The sequence below is a fragment of the Solibacillus sp. FSL W7-1464 genome (assembly GCF_038004425.1).
Classification (GTDB): Bacteria; Bacillota; Bacilli; order Bacillales_A; family Planococcaceae; genus Solibacillus.
Genome location: NZ_JBBORC010000001.1, coordinates 2,471,535 through 2,489,457 on the forward strand (window position 1 = coordinate 2,471,535; position 17,923 = coordinate 2,489,457).

20 protein-coding genes are annotated in these 17,923 nt (G+C 38.2%); 6 read left to right on the plus strand and 14 right to left on the minus strand.

The features are described from left to right. Positions 1-55: 55 nt before the first annotated feature. The gene (locus MKZ25_RS12250; RefSeq protein WP_340801750.1) at positions 56-1,102 is read right to left on the minus strand and encodes a P1 family peptidase; all 1,047 of its coding nucleotides are present in this window, start codon (positions 1,100-1,102) and stop codon (positions 56-58) included. Positions 1,103-1,651: 549 nt separating this feature from the next. On the opposite strand from MKZ25_RS12250, the gene MKZ25_RS12255 reads away from it, so the two are divergent. The 3 genes from MKZ25_RS12255 (at position 1,652) to MKZ25_RS12265 (ending at position 4,791) form a co-directional block, all read left to right on the plus strand. Further along, positions 1,652-2,143: a 23S rRNA methyltransferase gene (locus tag MKZ25_RS12255; protein WP_340801751.1), complete on the plus strand. Its 492-nt coding sequence runs from the start codon at positions 1,652-1,654 to the stop codon at positions 2,141-2,143. Between the two features lie 66 nt (positions 2,144-2,209). Beyond that, a complete protein-coding gene (locus tag MKZ25_RS12260; RefSeq protein WP_340801752.1) occupies positions 2,210-2,410 on the plus strand; it encodes a CsbD family protein in 201 nt (66 codons plus the stop codon). Positions 2,411-2,607: 197 nt separating this feature from the next. Continuing rightward, the gene (locus MKZ25_RS12265; protein ID WP_340801753.1) at positions 2,608-4,791 is read left to right on the plus strand and encodes a sensor domain-containing protein; all 2,184 of its coding nucleotides are present in this window, start codon (positions 2,608-2,610) and stop codon (positions 4,789-4,791) included. A 22-nt stretch (positions 4,792-4,813) separates the two neighbouring features. Here MKZ25_RS12265 and MKZ25_RS12270 read toward each other — a convergent pair whose 3' ends face one another. The 6 genes from MKZ25_RS12270 to yneA form a co-directional block, all read right to left on the minus strand. Then, positions 4,814-5,461 carry an alpha/beta hydrolase gene (locus tag MKZ25_RS12270; RefSeq protein ID WP_340801754.1) on the minus strand — a complete coding sequence of 216 codons (648 nt, stop codon included), beginning with the start codon at positions 5,459-5,461 and terminating at the stop codon, positions 4,814-4,816. Positions 5,462-5,474: 13 nt separating this feature from the next. Then, positions 5,475-6,038 carry a DNA helicase gene (locus MKZ25_RS12275; RefSeq protein ID WP_340801755.1) on the minus strand — a complete coding sequence of 188 codons (564 nt, stop codon included), beginning with the start codon at positions 6,036-6,038 and terminating at the stop codon, positions 5,475-5,477. A gap of 229 nt (positions 6,039-6,267) precedes the next feature. Continuing rightward, on the minus strand, positions 6,268-8,262 hold the full coding sequence (gene tkt, locus MKZ25_RS12280; protein WP_340801756.1) for a transketolase: 1,995 nt from the start codon (positions 8,260-8,262) through the stop codon (positions 6,268-6,270). Positions 8,263-8,401: 139 nt separating this feature from the next. Beyond that, complete coding sequence (locus MKZ25_RS12285; RefSeq protein ID WP_079527868.1) at positions 8,402-8,638, minus strand: DUF896 domain-containing protein; 237 nt, start codon at positions 8,636-8,638, stop codon at positions 8,402-8,404. A gap of 64 nt (positions 8,639-8,702) precedes the next feature. Beyond that, positions 8,703-9,359 (minus strand): YneB family resolvase-like protein, encoded by a 657-nt coding sequence (locus MKZ25_RS12290; protein ID WP_340801757.1) that lies wholly within the window; start codon positions 9,357-9,359, stop codon positions 8,703-8,705. Beyond that, on the minus strand, positions 9,346-9,693 hold the full coding sequence (yneA, locus tag MKZ25_RS12295) for a cell division suppressor protein YneA (RefSeq protein WP_340801758.1): 348 nt from the start codon (positions 9,691-9,693) through the stop codon (positions 9,346-9,348). The genes MKZ25_RS12290 and yneA overlap by 14 nt, the downstream gene beginning before the upstream one ends. Before the next feature lie 160 nt (positions 9,694-9,853). Between yneA and lexA the strand changes: the two genes are divergently transcribed. Beyond that, positions 9,854-10,477 carry a transcriptional repressor LexA gene (gene lexA / locus MKZ25_RS12300; RefSeq protein ID WP_340801759.1) on the plus strand — a complete coding sequence of 208 codons (624 nt, stop codon included), beginning with the start codon at positions 9,854-9,856 and terminating at the stop codon, positions 10,475-10,477. Positions 10,478-10,558: 81 nt separating this feature from the next. Here lexA and MKZ25_RS12305 read toward each other — a convergent pair whose 3' ends face one another. The 3 genes from MKZ25_RS12305 to MKZ25_RS12315 form a co-directional block, all read right to left on the minus strand. After that, on the minus strand, positions 10,559-11,254 hold the full coding sequence (locus tag MKZ25_RS12305) for a gamma-glutamyl-gamma-aminobutyrate hydrolase family protein (protein WP_340801760.1): 696 nt from the start codon (positions 11,252-11,254) through the stop codon (positions 10,559-10,561). Between the two features lie 115 nt (positions 11,255-11,369). Further along, the gene (locus MKZ25_RS12310; RefSeq protein WP_340801761.1) at positions 11,370-11,915 is read right to left on the minus strand and encodes a 5' nucleotidase, NT5C type; all 546 of its coding nucleotides are present in this window, start codon (positions 11,913-11,915) and stop codon (positions 11,370-11,372) included. 78 nt (positions 11,916-11,993) lie between these two features. Beyond that, positions 11,994-12,701: a DNA alkylation repair protein gene (locus tag MKZ25_RS12315; protein ID WP_340801762.1), complete on the minus strand. Its 708-nt coding sequence runs from the start codon at positions 12,699-12,701 to the stop codon at positions 11,994-11,996. 265 nt (positions 12,702-12,966) lie between these two features. On the opposite strand from MKZ25_RS12315, the gene MKZ25_RS12320 reads away from it, so the two are divergent. Then, on the plus strand, positions 12,967-13,515 hold the full coding sequence (locus tag MKZ25_RS12320) for a gamma-type small acid-soluble spore protein (RefSeq protein ID WP_340801763.1): 549 nt from the start codon (positions 12,967-12,969) through the stop codon (positions 13,513-13,515). Positions 13,516-13,634: 119 nt separating this feature from the next. Here the strand turns inward: MKZ25_RS12320 and glnA are convergent, their stop codons facing one another. The 3 genes from glnA to MKZ25_RS12335 form a co-directional block, all read right to left on the minus strand. After that, positions 13,635-14,969, minus strand: a complete 1,335-nt coding sequence (gene glnA / locus MKZ25_RS12325; protein WP_340732670.1) for a type I glutamate--ammonia ligase — start codon at positions 14,967-14,969, stop codon at positions 13,635-13,637. Between the two features lie 62 nt (positions 14,970-15,031). Beyond that, positions 15,032-15,412, minus strand: coding sequence for a MerR family transcriptional regulator (locus MKZ25_RS12330; RefSeq protein WP_340718802.1), 381 nt, complete (start codon positions 15,410-15,412; stop codon positions 15,032-15,034). Between the two features lie 164 nt (positions 15,413-15,576). Beyond that, positions 15,577-16,824, minus strand: a complete 1,248-nt coding sequence (locus MKZ25_RS12335) for a methionine gamma-lyase family protein (RefSeq protein WP_340801764.1) — start codon at positions 16,822-16,824, stop codon at positions 15,577-15,579. A gap of 117 nt (positions 16,825-16,941) precedes the next feature. On the opposite strand from MKZ25_RS12335, the gene MKZ25_RS12340 reads away from it, so the two are divergent. Then, positions 16,942-17,550 carry a trimeric intracellular cation channel family protein gene (locus MKZ25_RS12340; RefSeq protein WP_340801765.1) on the plus strand — a complete coding sequence of 203 codons (609 nt, stop codon included), beginning with the start codon at positions 16,942-16,944 and terminating at the stop codon, positions 17,548-17,550. A gap of 50 nt (positions 17,551-17,600) precedes the next feature. Here MKZ25_RS12340 and MKZ25_RS12345 read toward each other — a convergent pair whose 3' ends face one another. Then, entirely contained in the window at positions 17,601-17,903 is a 303-nt protein-coding gene (locus tag MKZ25_RS12345; RefSeq protein WP_014823385.1) for a rhodanese-like domain-containing protein, read from the minus strand. Positions 17,904-17,923: the final 20 nt, after the last annotated feature.

Here is a 17,923-nt window from a genome sequence, read left to right on the forward strand (position 1 = left end):
GGAGCTATGTAAAAGGCTGAATGAAGGTATTTAATTTAGCAAACTAAAAAATACATTATTCGACAAAATTATAACTTTGGACGGTATTGTTATTTCTTCCAGTTGTAGTTGTAGCTTGCGACAAAGAATTCAGAATCGCTTCTTCTGTCGCTTCGGCTGCTGCCATAAATAATGTGTTCATGACGTCATGATCTTCTCTTATCTGTCGGCGACTTTCCAGTTCTTCATCGCAGTGATGCTGTATTTTTCGAGCTGTTGTAAATCCAATGACAATATCCCCGCTTCCATGGGAAAAGTGACTGCCTGTTCTTCCTAACCCTATCCCGCAACGTTTTATAACTCGTTTCAGCTGGCGGCTGCTTAATGGGGCATCTGTCGCTATTACGATAATAATAGAGCCATCTGTAGGGCTAATTGTCGACTTCTCGTTGTCAGCGGTAACCGTATATCTTTCTTTTAAAAATTCGCTCGCCTTTCCAAAATTACTCAATACGAGACATCCAACCATATATTTTTGGCCAGCCTTATCTTCGACAATGCGTGACGAGCTGCCAATTCCTCCCTTATAGCCGAAGCAAACCATCCCTTTTCCTGCTCCAACAGCGCCCTCTTCAACGTTGTTTGTTTTAGCTTGCTGGATTGCTTCAATAGCATGCTCAGGTTTAACTGGAAAATGGCGGATGGAGTTTAAATGACTATCATTACATTCACCGACAACGATATTGACTGTCCCGGTAGAAATTCCAATCTCTTCGTTTTGTTCAAGTAAATATTGAAGTGTCCCCTGTGATACATTCGGCACAGCGAATGTATTGGTGAGCATAATCGGTGACTCGATTACGCCGAGTTCATCTACTTGAACAAGCCCGGTTGTTTTCCCGAAGCCGTTTAATATATAACTGGCTGCTGTCACCTTTTCCCGAAATAGATTGCCGCGATGCGGTAAAATAGCTGTTACGCCGGTACAGGCAGCATCACCTGAATCATTTAGTGCATAATCCAATGTTACATGTCCGACACTTACACCATCTATATCGGTGATGCAGTTTTTATCCCCTGGAGGCAATTGTCCAATCGTAATACCCATTTCCCGTACTTTCATTGTCTGTTCTCCTTTGAAATTTATGTAGATGGTTTCATCGTATACAACTTTCCCCAAAATGAAAATAGAAAAAAGATGCATCCTTAATTAGGTCGCATCCTTTTTCATCATGTAAAATGAATTTATTTTCTATTAATACTTCTGAATCCTGCATGATTCTGCAAAATCAAATTTCCAAAATCCCTCTTGTCCAACGATCCACAAAGCTTTCAAAAGTAATGCCATATTTGTTATACACTTCATGATAAACAAAGTAAATTCCAAGTTTGTCTAGCAACTCATCACTAATCCGCATTTAAATCACTCACTTTCAATTATTAGATGATGGACTATTCAGCGCCATGCAATCGATTCATATCTATTTCTAATCATACCCAGAGTTGCGAACGTTATTCAGAAACAGACAATGCAAATATTTTGAAAGAGGACTCCTTTAGTTCACTAATTAACAAACTGTTACAATTTTTTCACAATCTTTTTGAAAATTGATGCGAATCCTTCCAGTCAATTTAGTAAGATGGATGGAATGACAGCATTGGAGGGACTCTAATGAGGAAATATAGTTTATTATTATCTATTTCAATTTTATTGGCTGGATGTGGAGATACGGTAGCAGACTTAAAAAAGGCGGCATCAGGTATTAGTTCAAAGGCAGATGAAGCAGCTTCAGCAATTTCAATCGATGTCCATTCTATTCGAGCTACTGAAATTGAATTCAACAATCATTCTTTTACTATTAACGATTTATTTAAGACTATATTACGCGATGTCCAATGGGAATATGACGATAGCGGTGAAACACAGCAGTTGAAAATTACAGGCACTTGGCAAAATAACGGCCTATTTACACAACATTCATTTTCTGCGAGCCAAAAAGAGCGCTTACAAGAAAACGGCCAAGTAGAAGTCATTCTTTTATTTATCAGTGACACAATCGATGAAACCAAAACAAAAGTAACCATGCAATTGGATGGGCAGACACTTGTAGAAGAAGATGGGCAGGACACCCTTCATCACTTTTATAAAATTTATACACAATAAACCCTTTGTTTAGTATTAATGTATGAGGGAATATAAATACCATCTAAACTTTTAGGAGGTCATATTATGTCAAATGGATTTACAGATAAACTAAAAGGCGCAGCCAATAAAATTAAAGGCGAAGTTAAGGAAGAAATCGGTAAAAATACAAATGATCCCTCACTACAAGTGGATGGCCAGCGAGATCAGCTTAAAGGCGAGGCACAGGAAAGAGCTGCTGAAGTTAAAGATAAAATCACTTCAAAAATCGATGAGTACCGAAAATAATGTTTACCGAAACTAGTAAATTCGTATTTACTAGTTTCTTTTTTTTGCGTTAAAATAGTTAATAAAATCTATTATTCATTATGTACTTTAGACTCAAATAAAAGGGAAATATTTATATTAATATAATCTCACTTTAAATTCATAGGAATTTTGTTATACTTTAGTTAACACAATACTTTTTTAAAGGGGAAGTTAGAATGACCATTGATCAATTTATACCCCTATCAAAAGACCGCTTATTTAATTGGCTAAAAACCTTAAGTAACCAGCTTTCGAAAGGATCGCTCATCATTGATATAAATGATGAAAACTTATCTATTTTACATGCTAATCCACATTTTTTGAAATTTACATCTTTTGAAATGCATGAATTGCTCCATCAAAATATCAACATATTGAATGGTCACAGAACAAACCAAACTTCAATTGAAGAATTAAATTTACATTTAAAATCAGGTGTAGCAAAAAAGTTTACGATTTTGCACTATATGAAAGAAGGATCCGCTTTTTGGAACTCGATTACACTGCATCCGATTCGGAATGATGATAATGTCATTCAATATATTTTATTAACTTGCGAAGATACAACAGAAGCAGAGTTAAATAAAATGGTTTATAAATTGGAGCATGAAGTGTATGAAGCAATCGATCATGAAGACAATCTGCAATCGATTTTAAATTTAATTACTGAGAAAATTGAACTATTCTATATTCGCGATGTTTATTGTGCCATACATATTTTCGGTGAAAATTGTGAAATTAAATCGTTAGGCACACATTCATTGCCATTACAGATTATTAATGTACTTGATATATTGGAAATTTCGCCTAATACCGGTCTGAATTCGAACGCAGTTTATTTAAAGGACTTTACAGACAAAGTACAGCACAGAGAACTTTTCAACTGTTGGAATCTTAATTATGTTCAAGGCTCATGGACAAAGCCCATATTAACTCCGCAAAATGAAGTTAGTGGCATTTTGACCCTGTTCAATCAGGATGCAACAGAGTTAAAGCAAATCGATATCAATTATTTAAACCGTTTGGCTCTGCTGATTCAATTAGCCATTAAATATGCCGAACAAAAAATTGAGCTTAGCAGACTTGCCTTTTTTGATGTTGAAACAAATTTACCAAACCTTCATTATTTTAAATCTGAATTATCAGAATGGATAAATGCCGGCGAATCAGGAGTTGTCGCCATCCTTCACCCTACTGAGTTTAATAAGGTTGTCGATTTATACGGAAGAAATGCAGGTGCCGATATACTGCGACAAGTGGCAGATCGTATGGAAATTGATTTCGCACATGGTGATACACTAATTTCTCGTTTTTCAAATTCGCTCATTTTAGGAAAAGTAAGCGATAATGGGTGTTTCCTTGACTGTAATCAGCATCTTGAATCTTTGACACAAATGCCTTATAAAGTCGACGGGAACGAAATCTACATTACATTAAAAATCGGCTATACAAACTTTAATCAATCAGTGACGGTCGAGCAGAGCATCCATCAGGCGGATATCGCCTTATCCAATGCACAGAAACGAACTGGGACTAGCTATTCTATTTACGAAGATAATAGTACGAAACAATTGACTGAGGAAATGGATATTCTCAATCAATTGGCCTATGGGCTGCAACATGAGGAGTTCGAAGTCTATTTGCAGCCTAAAATTAACTTCCAAACGATTGAAGTGGAGGGTTTTGAAGCACTATCTCGATGGAACTCAAGCAAACTTGGTTTTATTTCACCGGTAAAATATATCCCGATCGCAGAACAAACCGGGAAGATTAAAGCGATTGATTTACTGAATTTCAAGCAGATCCTTGTCTGGCTTCAAAATCGTATAAATGAAAACAAAAAGATTTTACCGATTGCACTCAATATATCGCCGGACCATTTTTACGATCCGGATTTTCTGCAAAATATAAGGGATATATTTTATCAATATAATGTCCCGCCGCATTATATAAAGTTGGAAGTAACGGAAAGCATTGAATTGGTGGACTTTAAAAATGCAAAAGAGATTTTAAATCAACTAAGGCTTATGGGTATTGAGTGTTCAATCGACGATTTTGGAATCGGTTTTTCTTCATTAAGTTATTTGCCGCAGTTGCCTTTTTCTGAAATCAAAATTGACCGCAGTTTTGTTAGTGCAATGAATGAACCCGGGATGTATGCCATCGTACAAACGATCATTCAATTGGCGAAAAATATTCAAATGCGCCCTATTGCCGAAGGAATTGAAACCGAAGAACAATTGGCGATGCTTCAACAACTTGGCTGTCCTGCTGGTCAAGGCTATTACTTCTATAAACCGATGTCTATTACCGAAGCAGAACAATTGCTGGACACTAAAAAAACAGCTGACGGGAATTAATTACCTTCCCTCAGCTGTTTTCTTAGTTTATAGTGTTCGGTAAATCTTTTGATAAGAATGCGATTAAATCATGTAGATTTTGCTCGCTCACTCCATGACCTACCGGATATGTTCTGAATGTAACATCCGTGTCATAGTCATTGAAAAAACGGACGGCATGCTCTGCCCATTCAATCGGAAAATCATAATCATATTCACCGTGAGAAATAAAGATTTTAGATTCGTCCATTGTTTTTTTACTGTATTCAAGCGCAGCGAATTCCGGTAAATAACCGCTTAATGCTGCTGTTCCACGAATCGCATTGCCCATCACCATCGCAAGAGACTGTGCCATCGCTGCCCCCTGGTTGAAGCCGACAACATAAATTTGCTGTTCATCCAAATTGAATTCCCAAATAGCTTCTTTAATAAATAATTCAATACCTTTCAGCACTTTATCAAAGATTGCACGATTCGGTTTACCCTCTTCTTCAAATGTATAAAAAGCATAGCCGGGACGATGTTTAATCGGTCCTTGCAAACTAAAAATATGGCAATTTGTTGAAAATGAATCAACAAGTTGCACTAAATCGTTTTCATCGCTCCCTAACCCATGCAGCAAGAAAATCGCAGGTTGCTTATCCGCATCTGCTTTAGGTGCTTTGTGTAAATAATTAAATGGTGTGTTCATTTTATATCTCCTTTTAAGAAAGCGTCATTTTATTGACAAGCTGATCCGTGTAATAAGCCATATAGCCATCCAGCATTTTGATTGTTTCCTCAATATCGCCTTCTGTTAAAATATGTGCATTTTTAGCACAGGCAACTGTTAAAAAATCAATACGGTATGCATGCTCCACGGATGCATAGGCATAATCGTATATCACATCTCCATCTTCTACTTTTAATGCTTCATATTGCTGATGGAATGCTTTCTTGTAATCGTCCATTTTTTCTCCGACACTGTTGCGGATTTGCATTTGCTGTGCCAGCAGTTCATTTTCGATATAAGAAACGGGTGGCACTTTTCCTGAATTGAATGTTTCCCGAACAAGATCTGTCCATGCCATTTTATTTTCCACGTAATACGCAATATTTAACATTAATCGATCATAAAAATCAGTCGTTGACGTGGAGGAAGCTCTTTTTTCATCAATATTTTTTTGAAGCATTGTTTGGAATTTTTCAAGGTCCGCTTTATTCGATAGGAAAAAAAGTGTCTGTTCGATATATGTAGTAATTTCTTTTTGCTTATTTTCTGCTGTCATTATTCATCCACATCCTTCATCTGATAATTCCATATTTCTTTATCATCGTACCATTCCTTAAGTAAAATCGCACGTTATCCAATTATTTCTACGGCATATTGTATCTGAAATTATCCCTTTTGCCAAAGCTTTTTTCTTCTCACTCTCAACATTTTACCGCGGTTCCGACTGATATAGAAATAAAAAAAGCCACTTGCCATAGTAGACAAGTGACATTTTGAACTTCGAATTAAAGTGCTTTTACTTTCGCAACTACATTTTCTACTGTGAAGCCGTATTCTTTTAACACAATTTTCTCCGGAGCCGATGCACCAAATTTATCGATTGCCAATACATCTCCTTCAAAGCCAACATATTTATGCCAGCCAAGTGATGCACCCATTTCAATTGCTAAACGTTTTGTCACAGCTTTTGGTAATACAGATTCTTTATATTCCTTCGACTGTTTTTCAAAACGGTCCATTGATGGCATCGATATAACAGATGCGTCAATTCCTTCTTTAAGCAATGCTTTTTTCGCTTCTACTGCCAAGCCAACTTCAGAACCTGTTGCAATTAACAGGGCATCCGGAGTTTCCTTAGATGAAGGTGAAACAATATAAGCGCCTTTTTCAACACCTTCGTATACTGTTTCTGTTGCAACATCCAATACCGGCAAGTTTTGACGCGACAACACTAAAATAGTTGGCGTTGATTTGCTCTCTACAGCTAATTTCCATGCTGCTACAGATTCATTTGCATCTGCAGGACGGATTACTGAAAGATTCGGCATTGCACGTAATGATGCTAAATGCTCGACTGGCTCATGTGTAGGACCATCTTCACCTACAGCAATTGAGTCATGTGTAAATACATATGTTACAGGCAATCCCATTAGTGCAGATAAACGAATTGCTGGACGTACATAGTCAGAGAATACAAAGAAAGTACCGCCAAATACGTTTAAACCGCCATGTAACGCCATACCGTTCAGCGCAGCACCCATTGCAAATTCACGAACACCAAACCAAATGTTACGGCCTTCCGGTGTTTCAGCAAAGAAATCGCCAGCGCCCTTAATTGTAGTTTTATTTGAGCCTGCCAAGTCCGCGGAACCACCGAAGAATGATGGTGTTGTTTTTGCAATTGCATTGATTGCATCACCAGAAGATGAACGGGTAGCTACTGCTGTACCTGCTTCATATACAGGTAATTCAGAAGCAAAGTTCTCCGGTAATTTATTTTCCATTGCGTTGACAAATTGTGCTGCCAGCTCCGGATATTCGTTTTTGTAGCTTTCGAATAATTCATTCCATGCTGCTTCTGCTTGTACACCTTGTACTTCGCTTGCCGCTTTGAATGTATCATATACTTCAGTTGGGACGAAGAATGGCTCGTGCTCCCAAGCATATGCAGCTTTTGTTAAAGTAACTTCATCAATACCTAGTGGCGCACCATGTGAATCTGCTTTGCCTGATTTGTTAGGAGAACCAAAACCGATAACAGTTTTCACTTCAATTACAGTTGGACCGCCAGTATTTTGTTTCGCTTTTTCAATTGCTGAATTAATTTCCGCAATATCTGTACCGTCTGTAACTTTTAAATAGTTCCAGCCGTATGATTCGAAACGTTTTTGGATGTTTTCCGAAAATGACTTTTCTAAATCACCATCAAGTGAAATGTCATTTGAATCATATAGTACAATTAATTTATCCAATTTCAAGTGGCCTGCAAGAGAAATTGCTTCTGCAGCGACACCTTCCATTAAATCTCCATCACCGCATAGTGCAAATGTGTAGTGGTCTACAATGTCTTTACCTGGCTTGTTGTATGTTGCTGCCAAGTGGCGTTCAGCCATAGCCATACCTACTGACATTGCAATACCTTGTCCTAATGGACCAGTTGTCGCTTCCACACCAACTGTATGACCATATTCAGGATGTCCCGGTGTTTTTGAATTCCATTGACGGAAGTTTTTGATCTCTTCCATCTCTAATCCGTAGCCACCTAGATGCAATAAACTATATAAAAGCATGGAACCATGTCCAGCTGATAATACAAAACGGTCGCGATTAAACCAATTAGGGTTTTGCGGGTTATGGCGTAAATGTTTCGTCCATAAAGTATAGGCCATAGGTGCAGCACCCATTGGTAAACCAGGGTGACCTGAATTTGCTTTTTCTACTGCGTCGATTGATAGTGTACGGATTGCGTTAATTGCTAACTGATCCAACTGTTGTGTCATTATGTGACATCCTTTCCTCGTACGATATTTATACCTTTTATAGTGTAGACAAATTTCCACAAGAAAACAATAATTTCTAAAAACGTCCCGTAAAATATGTCATACTTTATATTAAATGTGACATATTAATGAAAAGTTATTAGTTTAAGAATTTCTTCTGTGATTTAATCTGTTTTAATTTTTCAGGTGTCACATCATTGCCTTCTTCATCGATTACTTTCACATGTTCGATTGTATCGCGCATTGTTGTACGGAAAGTATCTAAATATTCTTTTCGCAGCGCTGTACGTTCCTTAGCCTGCTCTTCCGTCAATTTACCTTCTCTCGCTAATTTAGAAAGCTCATTAATACGAGCTAATTTTTCTTTTGATAACATTTGAATCTCACCTTTCTTCCTACCTATTACAAAGGTATAAAAAAAACGACTTGAAAACAAGTGTTTACTCTTCAAGTCGCTCCATATATTCAATATATCTTCTATGTACGGTCGCTTTACTGATAGAAATGCCCAAGCCCGACAAAGTCGTAGCTATTTCCGCAAAGGTTAAGCCTTTCTGGCGCAGCTGAACAATTTCTTCGACAGGGACTTCTTTTCGTTCACGCCCTTCAATATTGCCGCGATTTTTTAAATTATTTTGCGGCTGGTAGCCATTCTCGACAGCGCGGCGCATTCCCCGGCGAATTTTCGCATTATGCATACGACGCTGATACTCTTCGACAATCGCTAAAATTTCGAGCAGCATTGTATCCATTTCGTTTAATACGACAGGACCTGCATCATTTAATGTATAGACCGTCGCTTCATATTTTTGCAGCAGGTGAAGCACTGCCATCCGGGCATTCCCTCGCCCTAAACGAGTCTCATCCTGTACAAATAGTGCTTTAATCCCGTACTCTTTCATATAGTCAAGCATGTCGAGCAATCCGTCCCGATCAACATCATATCCGCTATGCTGATCCTTGAAAATCTCCACATCTTTATAGCCGAATGATTTTGCATATTTTGTCAGCTCCTCCTGCTGACGCACCAGTGATGTTTCTTGTGTATTTTTATCCGTACTGACACGGCAATAAATAACTGCTTTAGTTTTTATCATTGTTCCCTCTCGCTACTTTAATCGATTGCATATCGGAGGATTCATTCAGCTGAGCAATGTATTGTGAATCTTTTTCTACAGGTACTACCAATACTTGTCCTAATACAACTTTTTCATCCAGCATTCCGTTTTCTTTTTTTACTTCATTAATCCAATCATGCTTAGCCATTTTACCACGATATTGTTCTGCCAACGACCATAAAGTATCGCCATGCTCTATGCTTACGTGTTCGTATAATTCAATATTATCGTCCTGCATCATGAATAAAGCCATCATAAATACAGAGAATAGCAGAAACATTGATGTGAAGCCGTTTAATTTAACTTTTTTCATTGGAAAAACCCTCTTTCGAATGTATGTTCGGAATGTTTGTTCTCATAATAATACGAACATATGTTTTTGTCAACCGTTTTTTCGAACTTATGTTTGCATTCGTGTTCGCATACTGCTATACTTACCTTAAGAAAAATAGCATGATAAAGAGGTGAGTTAGTTGACACAAAAAATTTCAAAACGGCAGCAAGCTATTCTAACTTTTATAAAAGAGGAAGTTCGTTCTAAAGGCTATCCGCCATCGGTTCGCGAAATTGGAGAAGCAGTAGGTTTAGCTTCCAGTTCAACTGTCCACGGGCATTTAGCTCGTTTAGAAAGTAAAGGGCTTATCCGCCGTGATCCTACAAAGCCGCGTGCCATTGAAATATTGGATCAAGAAGAGATTAACATCGCGAAACAAGGTGTCATTCATGTTCCGTTGATCGGTAAAGTTACTGCCGGTCTGCCTATTTCCGCAATTGAGGATATTCAGGAATATTTCCCGTTGCCGGATACATACGGCTCACCGGAAGAGGAATTATTTATGCTTGAAATTATGGGTGAATCCATGATTGAAGCCGGGATTTTAAATGGGGATTATGTGATTGTCAAAAAGACGTCTACTGCGAACAATGGAGAGATTGTGGTAGCCATGACGGAAGATGATGAAGCGACTGTCAAGCGCTTTTACAAAGAAAAAACTCATTTCCGCCTACAGCCTGAAAACAGTTCGATGGAGCCGATCATTGTCAACCAGGTTTCTATTTTAGGTAAAGTAGTCGGCCTCTACCGAAATATCCATTAACCACTAACTTGCCATTCTAATAGAATCGGCAAGTTTTTCATTTAAATAAAAAAACTCAGCCGTATAAGACTGAGCCTTTTGTTACTTATTGCATGCTTCTACAAAACTTTTGAATAAGCGCTGTGCATAAACATCTCCGTTCGGCGACAATTCTTCCGGATGCCATTGTACCGCTACACAATATGGATGTGATTCGTGTTCAATCCCTTCAATGATGCCGTCCTTTGCAACTGCCGAAACGACGAGCCCTTCCCCGAGCTTTCCGACCGATTGATGGTGAAATGTATTGACACGGAATGAGTCCTCTTTAAAAATTTCTTTAAACTTTGTTGTCTTTACTTCGACTGTATGTGCCAATTCCCCGCGCTTTGAAGGTTGTTTATGTAAAATTGTATTCTCGACCTGTGATGGTATATCCTGAATTATCGTCCCTCCAAATGCAACATTCATTATCTGTTGTCCGCGGCAAATACCGAGAACAGGCATTTGTCTTTTATAAGCTTCATTCATTAATAAAAGATCGCTGTCATCACGTTTTCTTACAACACTTCCAATATGCCGGTGCGGTTCTTCACCAAACAGCAATGGATCTATATCGGCCCCCCCTATTAATACGAGACCATCAATTAGATTTAATAACGCATCTATGTTTTCTTCTGTAGCATTCGGTATACAAATTGGAATACCTCCCGCTTGTTCAATTGAAGTTAAATATCCGTTGTTAATATCCAATTTTTTATCAAAATCATACATTGTTAATCCAATAATCGGTTTCATTCTTTTTATCCCCTTATAATTTATAGATAATTCCAATAATTTAAATTATACTATTTCGTTATACTAATTGACTACAAAAATAAAGAAGGATTGCACAATCGCAACCCTTTATTTCTCAAACAATTTCCATTTGTTTTATAAAATACTGTTTTATCTCTTTCCAGTTATGAACACGCATGAAACCATCTTCTGATCGGTTGTACGGCATCGAATATAATATGCCTGTACCTTTGAATGCTGCAAGTTGACGCGGGCTGTCATCAATTAAATAATCGGTATGTATAACCGCTTTATTTCCGCAAAATACAATGTTCTGAGTTTCAATAAATGGTAAATGCTCCATTAGCCAATCGTATTTCGCTGTAAATGAACCCGGTACATCCATAGCAGCTGTCGCAATAAAAATTTCATAATGCTCCTGCAGATCTTGAATAACTTCAATTGCATCGTTATCCAGTACTTTTAAATCTCTGAAATAATCAGGCTCATTTAATAATGCAAATAATTTTTTTGCATCTTCTCGAGGCAAATCACGCTGTGTCGTCAGAAGAAACTCTTCATCTGTAAAACTTGTACCGAAATTTTCGTTATATGTAACACGTAATTTCGAATAAAAGTCAGCTAGCACCTGGTCCATATCGATAGCAATACTTTTCTTCATGTAATAAGCCTCCTTGAAATTTCCTAATTTTAGTTTATACAATTTTATTATGAAAAAACAAGGTATAACTCTTTACAATTAACAACGTACATATTTACGTTTAAAACCGATTCGCCCTTTTTCCACCTGTTTTTCAATTTCCGCATATGCATGAAGCTCACCCGGTTTTTTCCCTTCACGTTTCGTTTTAATTGGTCCGATTTCATTTGCAATCTGCATGGCCTTCTCATGTAAAGGTTTAAATGAAACACCAACTGTCATGACAAAATTGTTCATCGCCACCTGAGTACGCTGCGGTGCTTGGTGAATATTTTGTTTTACATATTCAAGCATATACAATAACTTTTCCTTTGAGAATTCCTCGTCTTTACGATTTCCGAGCAGCCAGCAGTAACAATGCCATCCTGCCGACATTTTCAGATCCTCACTACTGGCGATCCATTTATCGCTCACTTCTTGCGCAATATCTGATTCGGCCAATGTTACGGCTACAACATAATCGGAAATCATATAGAAATAGGCCTGTTCCATCCAGCGGTCATAATCTTCCTCAGTCATAGCTTTCGGATCGGCAATAATTCCTGCAAAATACATGGCATCATAGTTACCTGTAGCATAGAGCTGTTCAGCCAGTTCCTGATCAATTTTTATTTGTTTTACATACGGTTTCATCGAACCAATCGTTACACCGAACACCGGCTCTTTTGCCCCATTGGACATATAAATCTTTTTTGTACGCTCTTTCCCAAGTGCTTCTAACTCTTGCATCATTGTATCGAGTTTCATAATTTCCTCCTTTTATATTAATAATATTATTATTTGTCTCTTACTATTATATGATTTAATCATCCAACTCATCTAGAGTTCTTCTTAAATTAGCTTGCTAGGTATATATTTCCATTTTATACATTATTTACGGCATATATACTAACACTAAAGCTTTAGTATCTTTTTATTGTAGCCCCAAACTTTTAAATTAAAAAAATTGGCAAATTATTTAGCCGAATAATAAAACAACCTCTGAACAGAATAATCTCAGGAGGTGATATTGATGTCAAAAAATAAAAACAACATCAATAATAATAAAAACGTCGAATTCGGAATGGAAACGGACGTTAATCAAGTAAAGCGTCAAAACCAGCAAGCTGAAGCTAAAAAGCAACAGTCTTCCGGTGCGTTTGCAAACAGCGGTCTACAGAAGCAATCAAGTTCATTGAATGCTGAATTTGGTATGGAAACGAACGTAAACCAAGTGAAGCGACAAAACCAGCAAGCTGAAGCTAAAAAGCAACAGTCTTCCGGTGCGTTTGCAAACAGCGGTCTACAGAAGCAATCAAGTTCCCTGAATGCTGAATTCGGGATGGAAACGAACGTTAACCATGTGAAGCAGCAAAACCAACAGGCTGAAGCTAAAAAGCAACAGTCTTCCGGCTTGTTCGCAAACAGCGGTTTACAGAAGAAGCTTTCTTCAATGAGCGCTGAGTTTGGCATGGAAACAGATGTTAACCAAGTGAAACAACAAAACCAGCAAGCCGAAGCAAAAAAACAACAAGCATCAGGTCAATTTAGTAAGAACAAATTCCAAAACGGCAATAAATAAAAATATTGTACCGGCAATTTTTATTGCCGGTTTTTTGTTATTAATTATGTTGGTTATAATTTTTAATAATATGTATACATATACAAAAAGCGCCGGAGTTTTAGCTCCAGCGCTCTCTCTTAATACATTTTCATATATTGATCGCGTTCCCACTGGTGGACAGTTGAACGGTACATGTCAAACTCGATTTCTTTTGCTTCTTTAAAGTTAGCATAAATGTGGTTGCCCAATGCTCGTTGAACAACTTCATCTTTTGCTAGCAAGTTTAACGCGTCGTCTAAAGCTGGTGGCAAGTTATCGATGCCGTTCGCTTTACGCTCTTCTTCGCTCATTACATAAATGTTGCGGTTAATTGCTGGTGGTGGTGTTGATTTTTTGCGAATCCCTTCCAGACCAGCCTCTAAGATTACCGCCATCGCCAAATATGGATTTGCAGATGGATCGACCGAACGGACTTCTACACGTGTCGAAACTCCGCGAGAAGAAGGAATACGAATTAATGGTGAACGGTTTTGTGCAGACCAAGCTACGTAACATGGTGCTTCATAACCTGGTACTAAACGTTTATAAGAGTTTACTGTCGGATTTGTAATTGCTGTAAAGCCTTGAACATGGTCAAGTACACCTGCCATGAATTGCATCGCTGTTTCAGAAAGACCCAATTCAGTAGATTCATCATAAAAGGCATTTTCTTTTCCTTTAAATAATGAAACGTTGAAGTGCATTCCCGAACCGGCTTCACCGAATAAAGGTTTTGGCATGAATGTTGCGTGTAAACCGTGTTTACGTGCAATTGTTTTAACAACTAATTTAAATGTTTGGATATTGTCGCATGCTGTAATGGCATCCGCATATTTAAAGTCAATTTCATGTTGTCCCGGTGCAACCTCATGGTGAGATGCTTCAATTTCAAAGCCCATTTCTTCCAGTTCCAATACGATATCGCGACGGCAGTTTTCACCTAAATCCGTCGGTGCCAAGTCAAAATAGCCGCCGTGGTCATTTACTTCCAAGCTTGGCTCGCCTTTTGCATCCAGTTTAAATAGGAAAAACTCCGGTTCTGGCCCTAAGTTGAAGTCTGTGAATCCTAGCTCTTCCATTTCCTTTAATACACGTTTCAGATTGTTACGTGGATCTCCTGCAAATGGCGTACCGTTCGGATTGTAAATATCACAGATGAAACGTGCAACTTTTCCTTTTTCAGCTGTCCATGGGAAAATCATGAATGAATCATAATCCGGATATAAGTACATATCTGATTCTTCAATTCGCACAAAACCTTCGATTGACGAACCATCAAACATCATTTTATTGTCCAATGCTTTATCTAGTTGGCTTACAGGAATTTCTACGTTTTTAATTGTTCCTAAAATATCTGTAAACTGTAAACGGATGAATTTTACTTGTTGTTCTTCTACTAGACGTTTGATATCGTCTTTTGTATATTTGCCCACTAAATTCCACACTCCTAAATTTGTTCAGTACCGATTTTACTCGATCTTTTATAATTTACGCGCTATTGATAAAAACGCGATAAATCCCCTTGGCGTAACGATGTTTTTTGCATGCGTTGTGCTTGACGCATTTCTTCACGTAAAATTTTGCGTAAATCCGAATCTGAAATATCTTTGCTTGCCTGCTGGGCTGCCGGATCATTTTTCAAAGCAAACACTTTTTTGATCCCTGCCATATTAATGCCCTGTTCAAGCATATCTTTGATTTCCAATAAAGTATCGACATCATTTAAAGAAAACATGCGTCGATTTCCTTCTGTCCGGTGTGGCTGAATTAAATCATGCTCTTCATAATAACGGATTTGTCTTGCTGTCAGATCCGTTAATTGCATGACGATACTTATCGATAATAGTGGCATTGAACGTCGAATTTCACTACTCAATTTAATTCACCTCCCTTATCGCTATATTACGACTTGTTATTAACAATGTCAAATGTATGTCAGAAAAACTCACATTACTTATGTAAATGAGCAAATAGTTGACAGAATAAAGCGAAAATTTATGTGCAATAAAAATCGTCCAATGAATGGACGATTGCTAAATATTATTTTAATTTTTGGACAGCAGAACAAATGGCATATTTTACATGTTCATATGTTAAGCCGCCTTGGATAAATGCGGTAAAAGGAGGACGAATCGGGCCGTCTGCTGTTAATTCAATACTTGATCCTTGGACAAACGTACCTGCCGCCATAATGACATCATCCTCATAGCCAGGCATATAGGCAGGCTCCGGCGCAAAATGGGCATTAATAGGGGAAGCAGCCTGAATTTCGCGACAGAAAGCTACCATTTGTTCAGCTGTTTGGAATGAAACTGACTGAATGAGATCTGTGCGGACATCCGCGTAATGCGGCGATGTCGTCATACCGATTTCTTCCAGTATTGCCGATGTAAAAATTGCCCCTTTTAAACTTTGTGCAACGATATGTGGTGCCATGAAGAAGCCCTGGTAAAAATCGGCTAACGTATTTAACGAAGCCCCTGCTTCTGCACCAATTCCCGGTGACGTCATACGATATGCACATTTTTCCACTAAATCGGCGCGACCTGCAATATATCCGCCAATTTTCGCCAATCCCCCACCCGGATTTTTTATTAATGAACCTGCCATTAAGTCTACACCAACTTCTGTTGGCTCAAGCAACTCAACAAATTCACCGTAGCAGTTATCGACAAAAATAACGGCGTCCGGTGCGATTCCACGTATTTTTTCAACCATTTCAGCTATTTGTTCAACAGTAAATGATGGGCGTGTAGCATAGCCTTTTGACCGCTGAATCGCAATCATTTTTGTATTTTCGTTTACTGCTTTTTTCACACCTTCCCAATCGATTTCCTTGTTATCGATTAAATCTACATGGGAATAGCCGATTTTATAGTCTTTCAAAGAACCCGTATCCTTTTCTCCCCCGTCAACAATCGATTGAAGTGTGTCATACGGCTTACCTGTAATATAGACCAGTTCATCACCGGGACGTAATACACCGAATAAACTTAATGTAATTGCATGTGTACCTGAAATGATTTGCGGACGTACGATAGCTGCTTCTGCTCCGAAAGTTTGCGCATACACACGCTCTAAATTATCACGACCTTCATCATCATAGCCATACCCGGTTGAAGGATGCAGATGAAAGTCACTTACTTGATTTTCACGAAAAGCTGCCAGCACCTTTTGCTGATTATAAAAAGCACGTTCATCCACTTCCTGATGATAAGTGCGGACTTTTTCTTCCACTTTTGCTGCAAGCGTTAATGTTTCAGCTGTTAATATTGATTGAAATGCCATTTTTACTACTCCATTCTGTTCAAACTGTATCCATTATACATGAAAAAAAATAGTTTTGACGAATGTTTAAAAAACTGCTATCGTCATGGTCGAAAGGACATTAAGGGAGAGATGTTTATGGCTTGGGAAGTATTTAGTTTGATCGGAACGATTGCCTTTGCCGTTTCCGGGGCCATTGTGGCAATGGAAGAAGAGTATGATTTATTTGGGGTGTACATATTAGGGATAGTCACAGCTTTTGGTGGTGGTGCCATTCGGAATATTTTGATTGGCCTACCTGTCTCGACATTATGGAATCAGGAGTTTTTGTTTCAAATTGCTCTTTTGGCGATTACTATTTTCTTTTTAATTCCGCATCATTTGATTAAACACTGGAATCGCTGGGGAAATGTGACAGATGCAATCGGCTTATCCGCCTTTGCCATTCAGGGGGCAATGCATGCGGTCCATCAGGATTTACCGATTGTAGCTGTAGTTGTAGCGGCTGTATTGACAGGTGCCGGAGGAGGGGTTGTTCGCGACCTGCTTGCCGGTAGAAGACCTATTATATTACGGCATGAAATTTATGGGGTTTGGGCAGCCAGTGCAGGATTTTTAATCGGTCTTGAAATTTTTAAGGGCGATCTGTTTTTATATTTATTATTTGTTATCATTACCTTCCTGCGCATATGTTCCTACACAAAAGGCTGGAGCCTCCCATCGAAACAAATTCATTATCCAAAGTAGCATAAATTTAGGGAGTGTCGAAATTATCGACACTCCCTTTCTTTTGAAAATTATTTAAATTCCAATTCTCCATCATAGGCCATCATTCCGCCATCTAAATTCGTTACATCAAAACCTTGCTCTGCCAGATATTCGCATGCATTTGCACTGCGTACGCCGCCTTTACATACGACAATATAGGATTTTGAATTGTCCAGTTCATTAGTACGTTCAGGGATTGAGCCAAGTGGAATATGTACAGCACCTGGAATCATTCCGTGTTCCACTTCAAAATCTTCACGAACATCGATTACATTTAAATCTTCATTTGCATCGAGTAGGTTGATCAGTTCATCTGTTGTCATCGTTTTCATCAAAAATCCTCCAATACTTA

Bases quoted from the DNA above. Each gene is read 5' to 3' on its own strand.
- MKZ25_RS12250 (WP_340801750.1), bottom strand. From the start codon at position 1,102: ATGAAAGTACGGGAAATGGGTATTACGATTGGACAATTGCCTCCAGGG.
- MKZ25_RS12255 (WP_340801751.1), top strand. From the start codon at position 1,652: ATGAGGAAATATAGTTTATTATTATCTATTTCAATTTTATTGGCTGGA.
- MKZ25_RS12260 (WP_340801752.1), top strand. From the start codon at position 2,210: ATGTCAAATGGATTTACAGATAAACTAAAAGGCGCAGCCAATAAAATT.
- MKZ25_RS12265 (WP_340801753.1), top strand. From the start codon at position 2,608: ATGACCATTGATCAATTTATACCCCTATCAAAAGACCGCTTATTTAAT.
- MKZ25_RS12270 (WP_340801754.1), bottom strand. From the start codon at position 5,461: ATGAACACACCATTTAATTATTTACACAAAGCACCTAAAGCAGATGCG.
- MKZ25_RS12275 (WP_340801755.1), bottom strand. From the start codon at position 6,038: ATGACAGCAGAAAATAAGCAAAAAGAAATTACTACATATATCGAACAG.
- tkt (WP_340801756.1), bottom strand. From the start codon at position 8,262: ATGACACAACAGTTGGATCAGTTAGCAATTAACGCAATCCGTACACTA.
- MKZ25_RS12285 (WP_079527868.1), bottom strand. From the start codon at position 8,638: ATGTTATCAAAAGAAAAATTAGCTCGTATTAATGAGCTTTCTAAATTA.
- MKZ25_RS12290 (WP_340801757.1), bottom strand. From the start codon at position 9,359: ATGATAAAAACTAAAGCAGTTATTTATTGCCGTGTCAGTACGGATAAA.
- yneA (WP_340801758.1), bottom strand. From the start codon at position 9,693: ATGAAAAAAGTTAAATTAAACGGCTTCACATCAATGTTTCTGCTATTC.
- MKZ25_RS12305 (WP_340801760.1), bottom strand. From the start codon at position 11,254: ATGAAACCGATTATTGGATTAACAATGTATGATTTTGATAAAAAATTG.
- MKZ25_RS12310 (WP_340801761.1), bottom strand. From the start codon at position 11,915: ATGAAGAAAAGTATTGCTATCGATATGGACCAGGTGCTAGCTGACTTT.
- MKZ25_RS12315 (WP_340801762.1), bottom strand. From the start codon at position 12,701: ATGAAACTCGATACAATGATGCAAGAGTTAGAAGCACTTGGGAAAGAG.
- MKZ25_RS12320 (WP_340801763.1), top strand. From the start codon at position 12,967: ATGTCAAAAAATAAAAACAACATCAATAATAATAAAAACGTCGAATTC.
- MKZ25_RS12335 (WP_340801764.1), bottom strand. From the start codon at position 16,824: ATGGCATTTCAATCAATATTAACAGCTGAAACATTAACGCTTGCAGCA.
- MKZ25_RS12340 (WP_340801765.1), top strand. From the start codon at position 16,942: ATGGCTTGGGAAGTATTTAGTTTGATCGGAACGATTGCCTTTGCCGTT.
- MKZ25_RS12345 (WP_014823385.1), bottom strand. From the start codon at position 17,903: ATGAAAACGATGACAACAGATGAACTGATCAACCTACTCGATGCAAAT.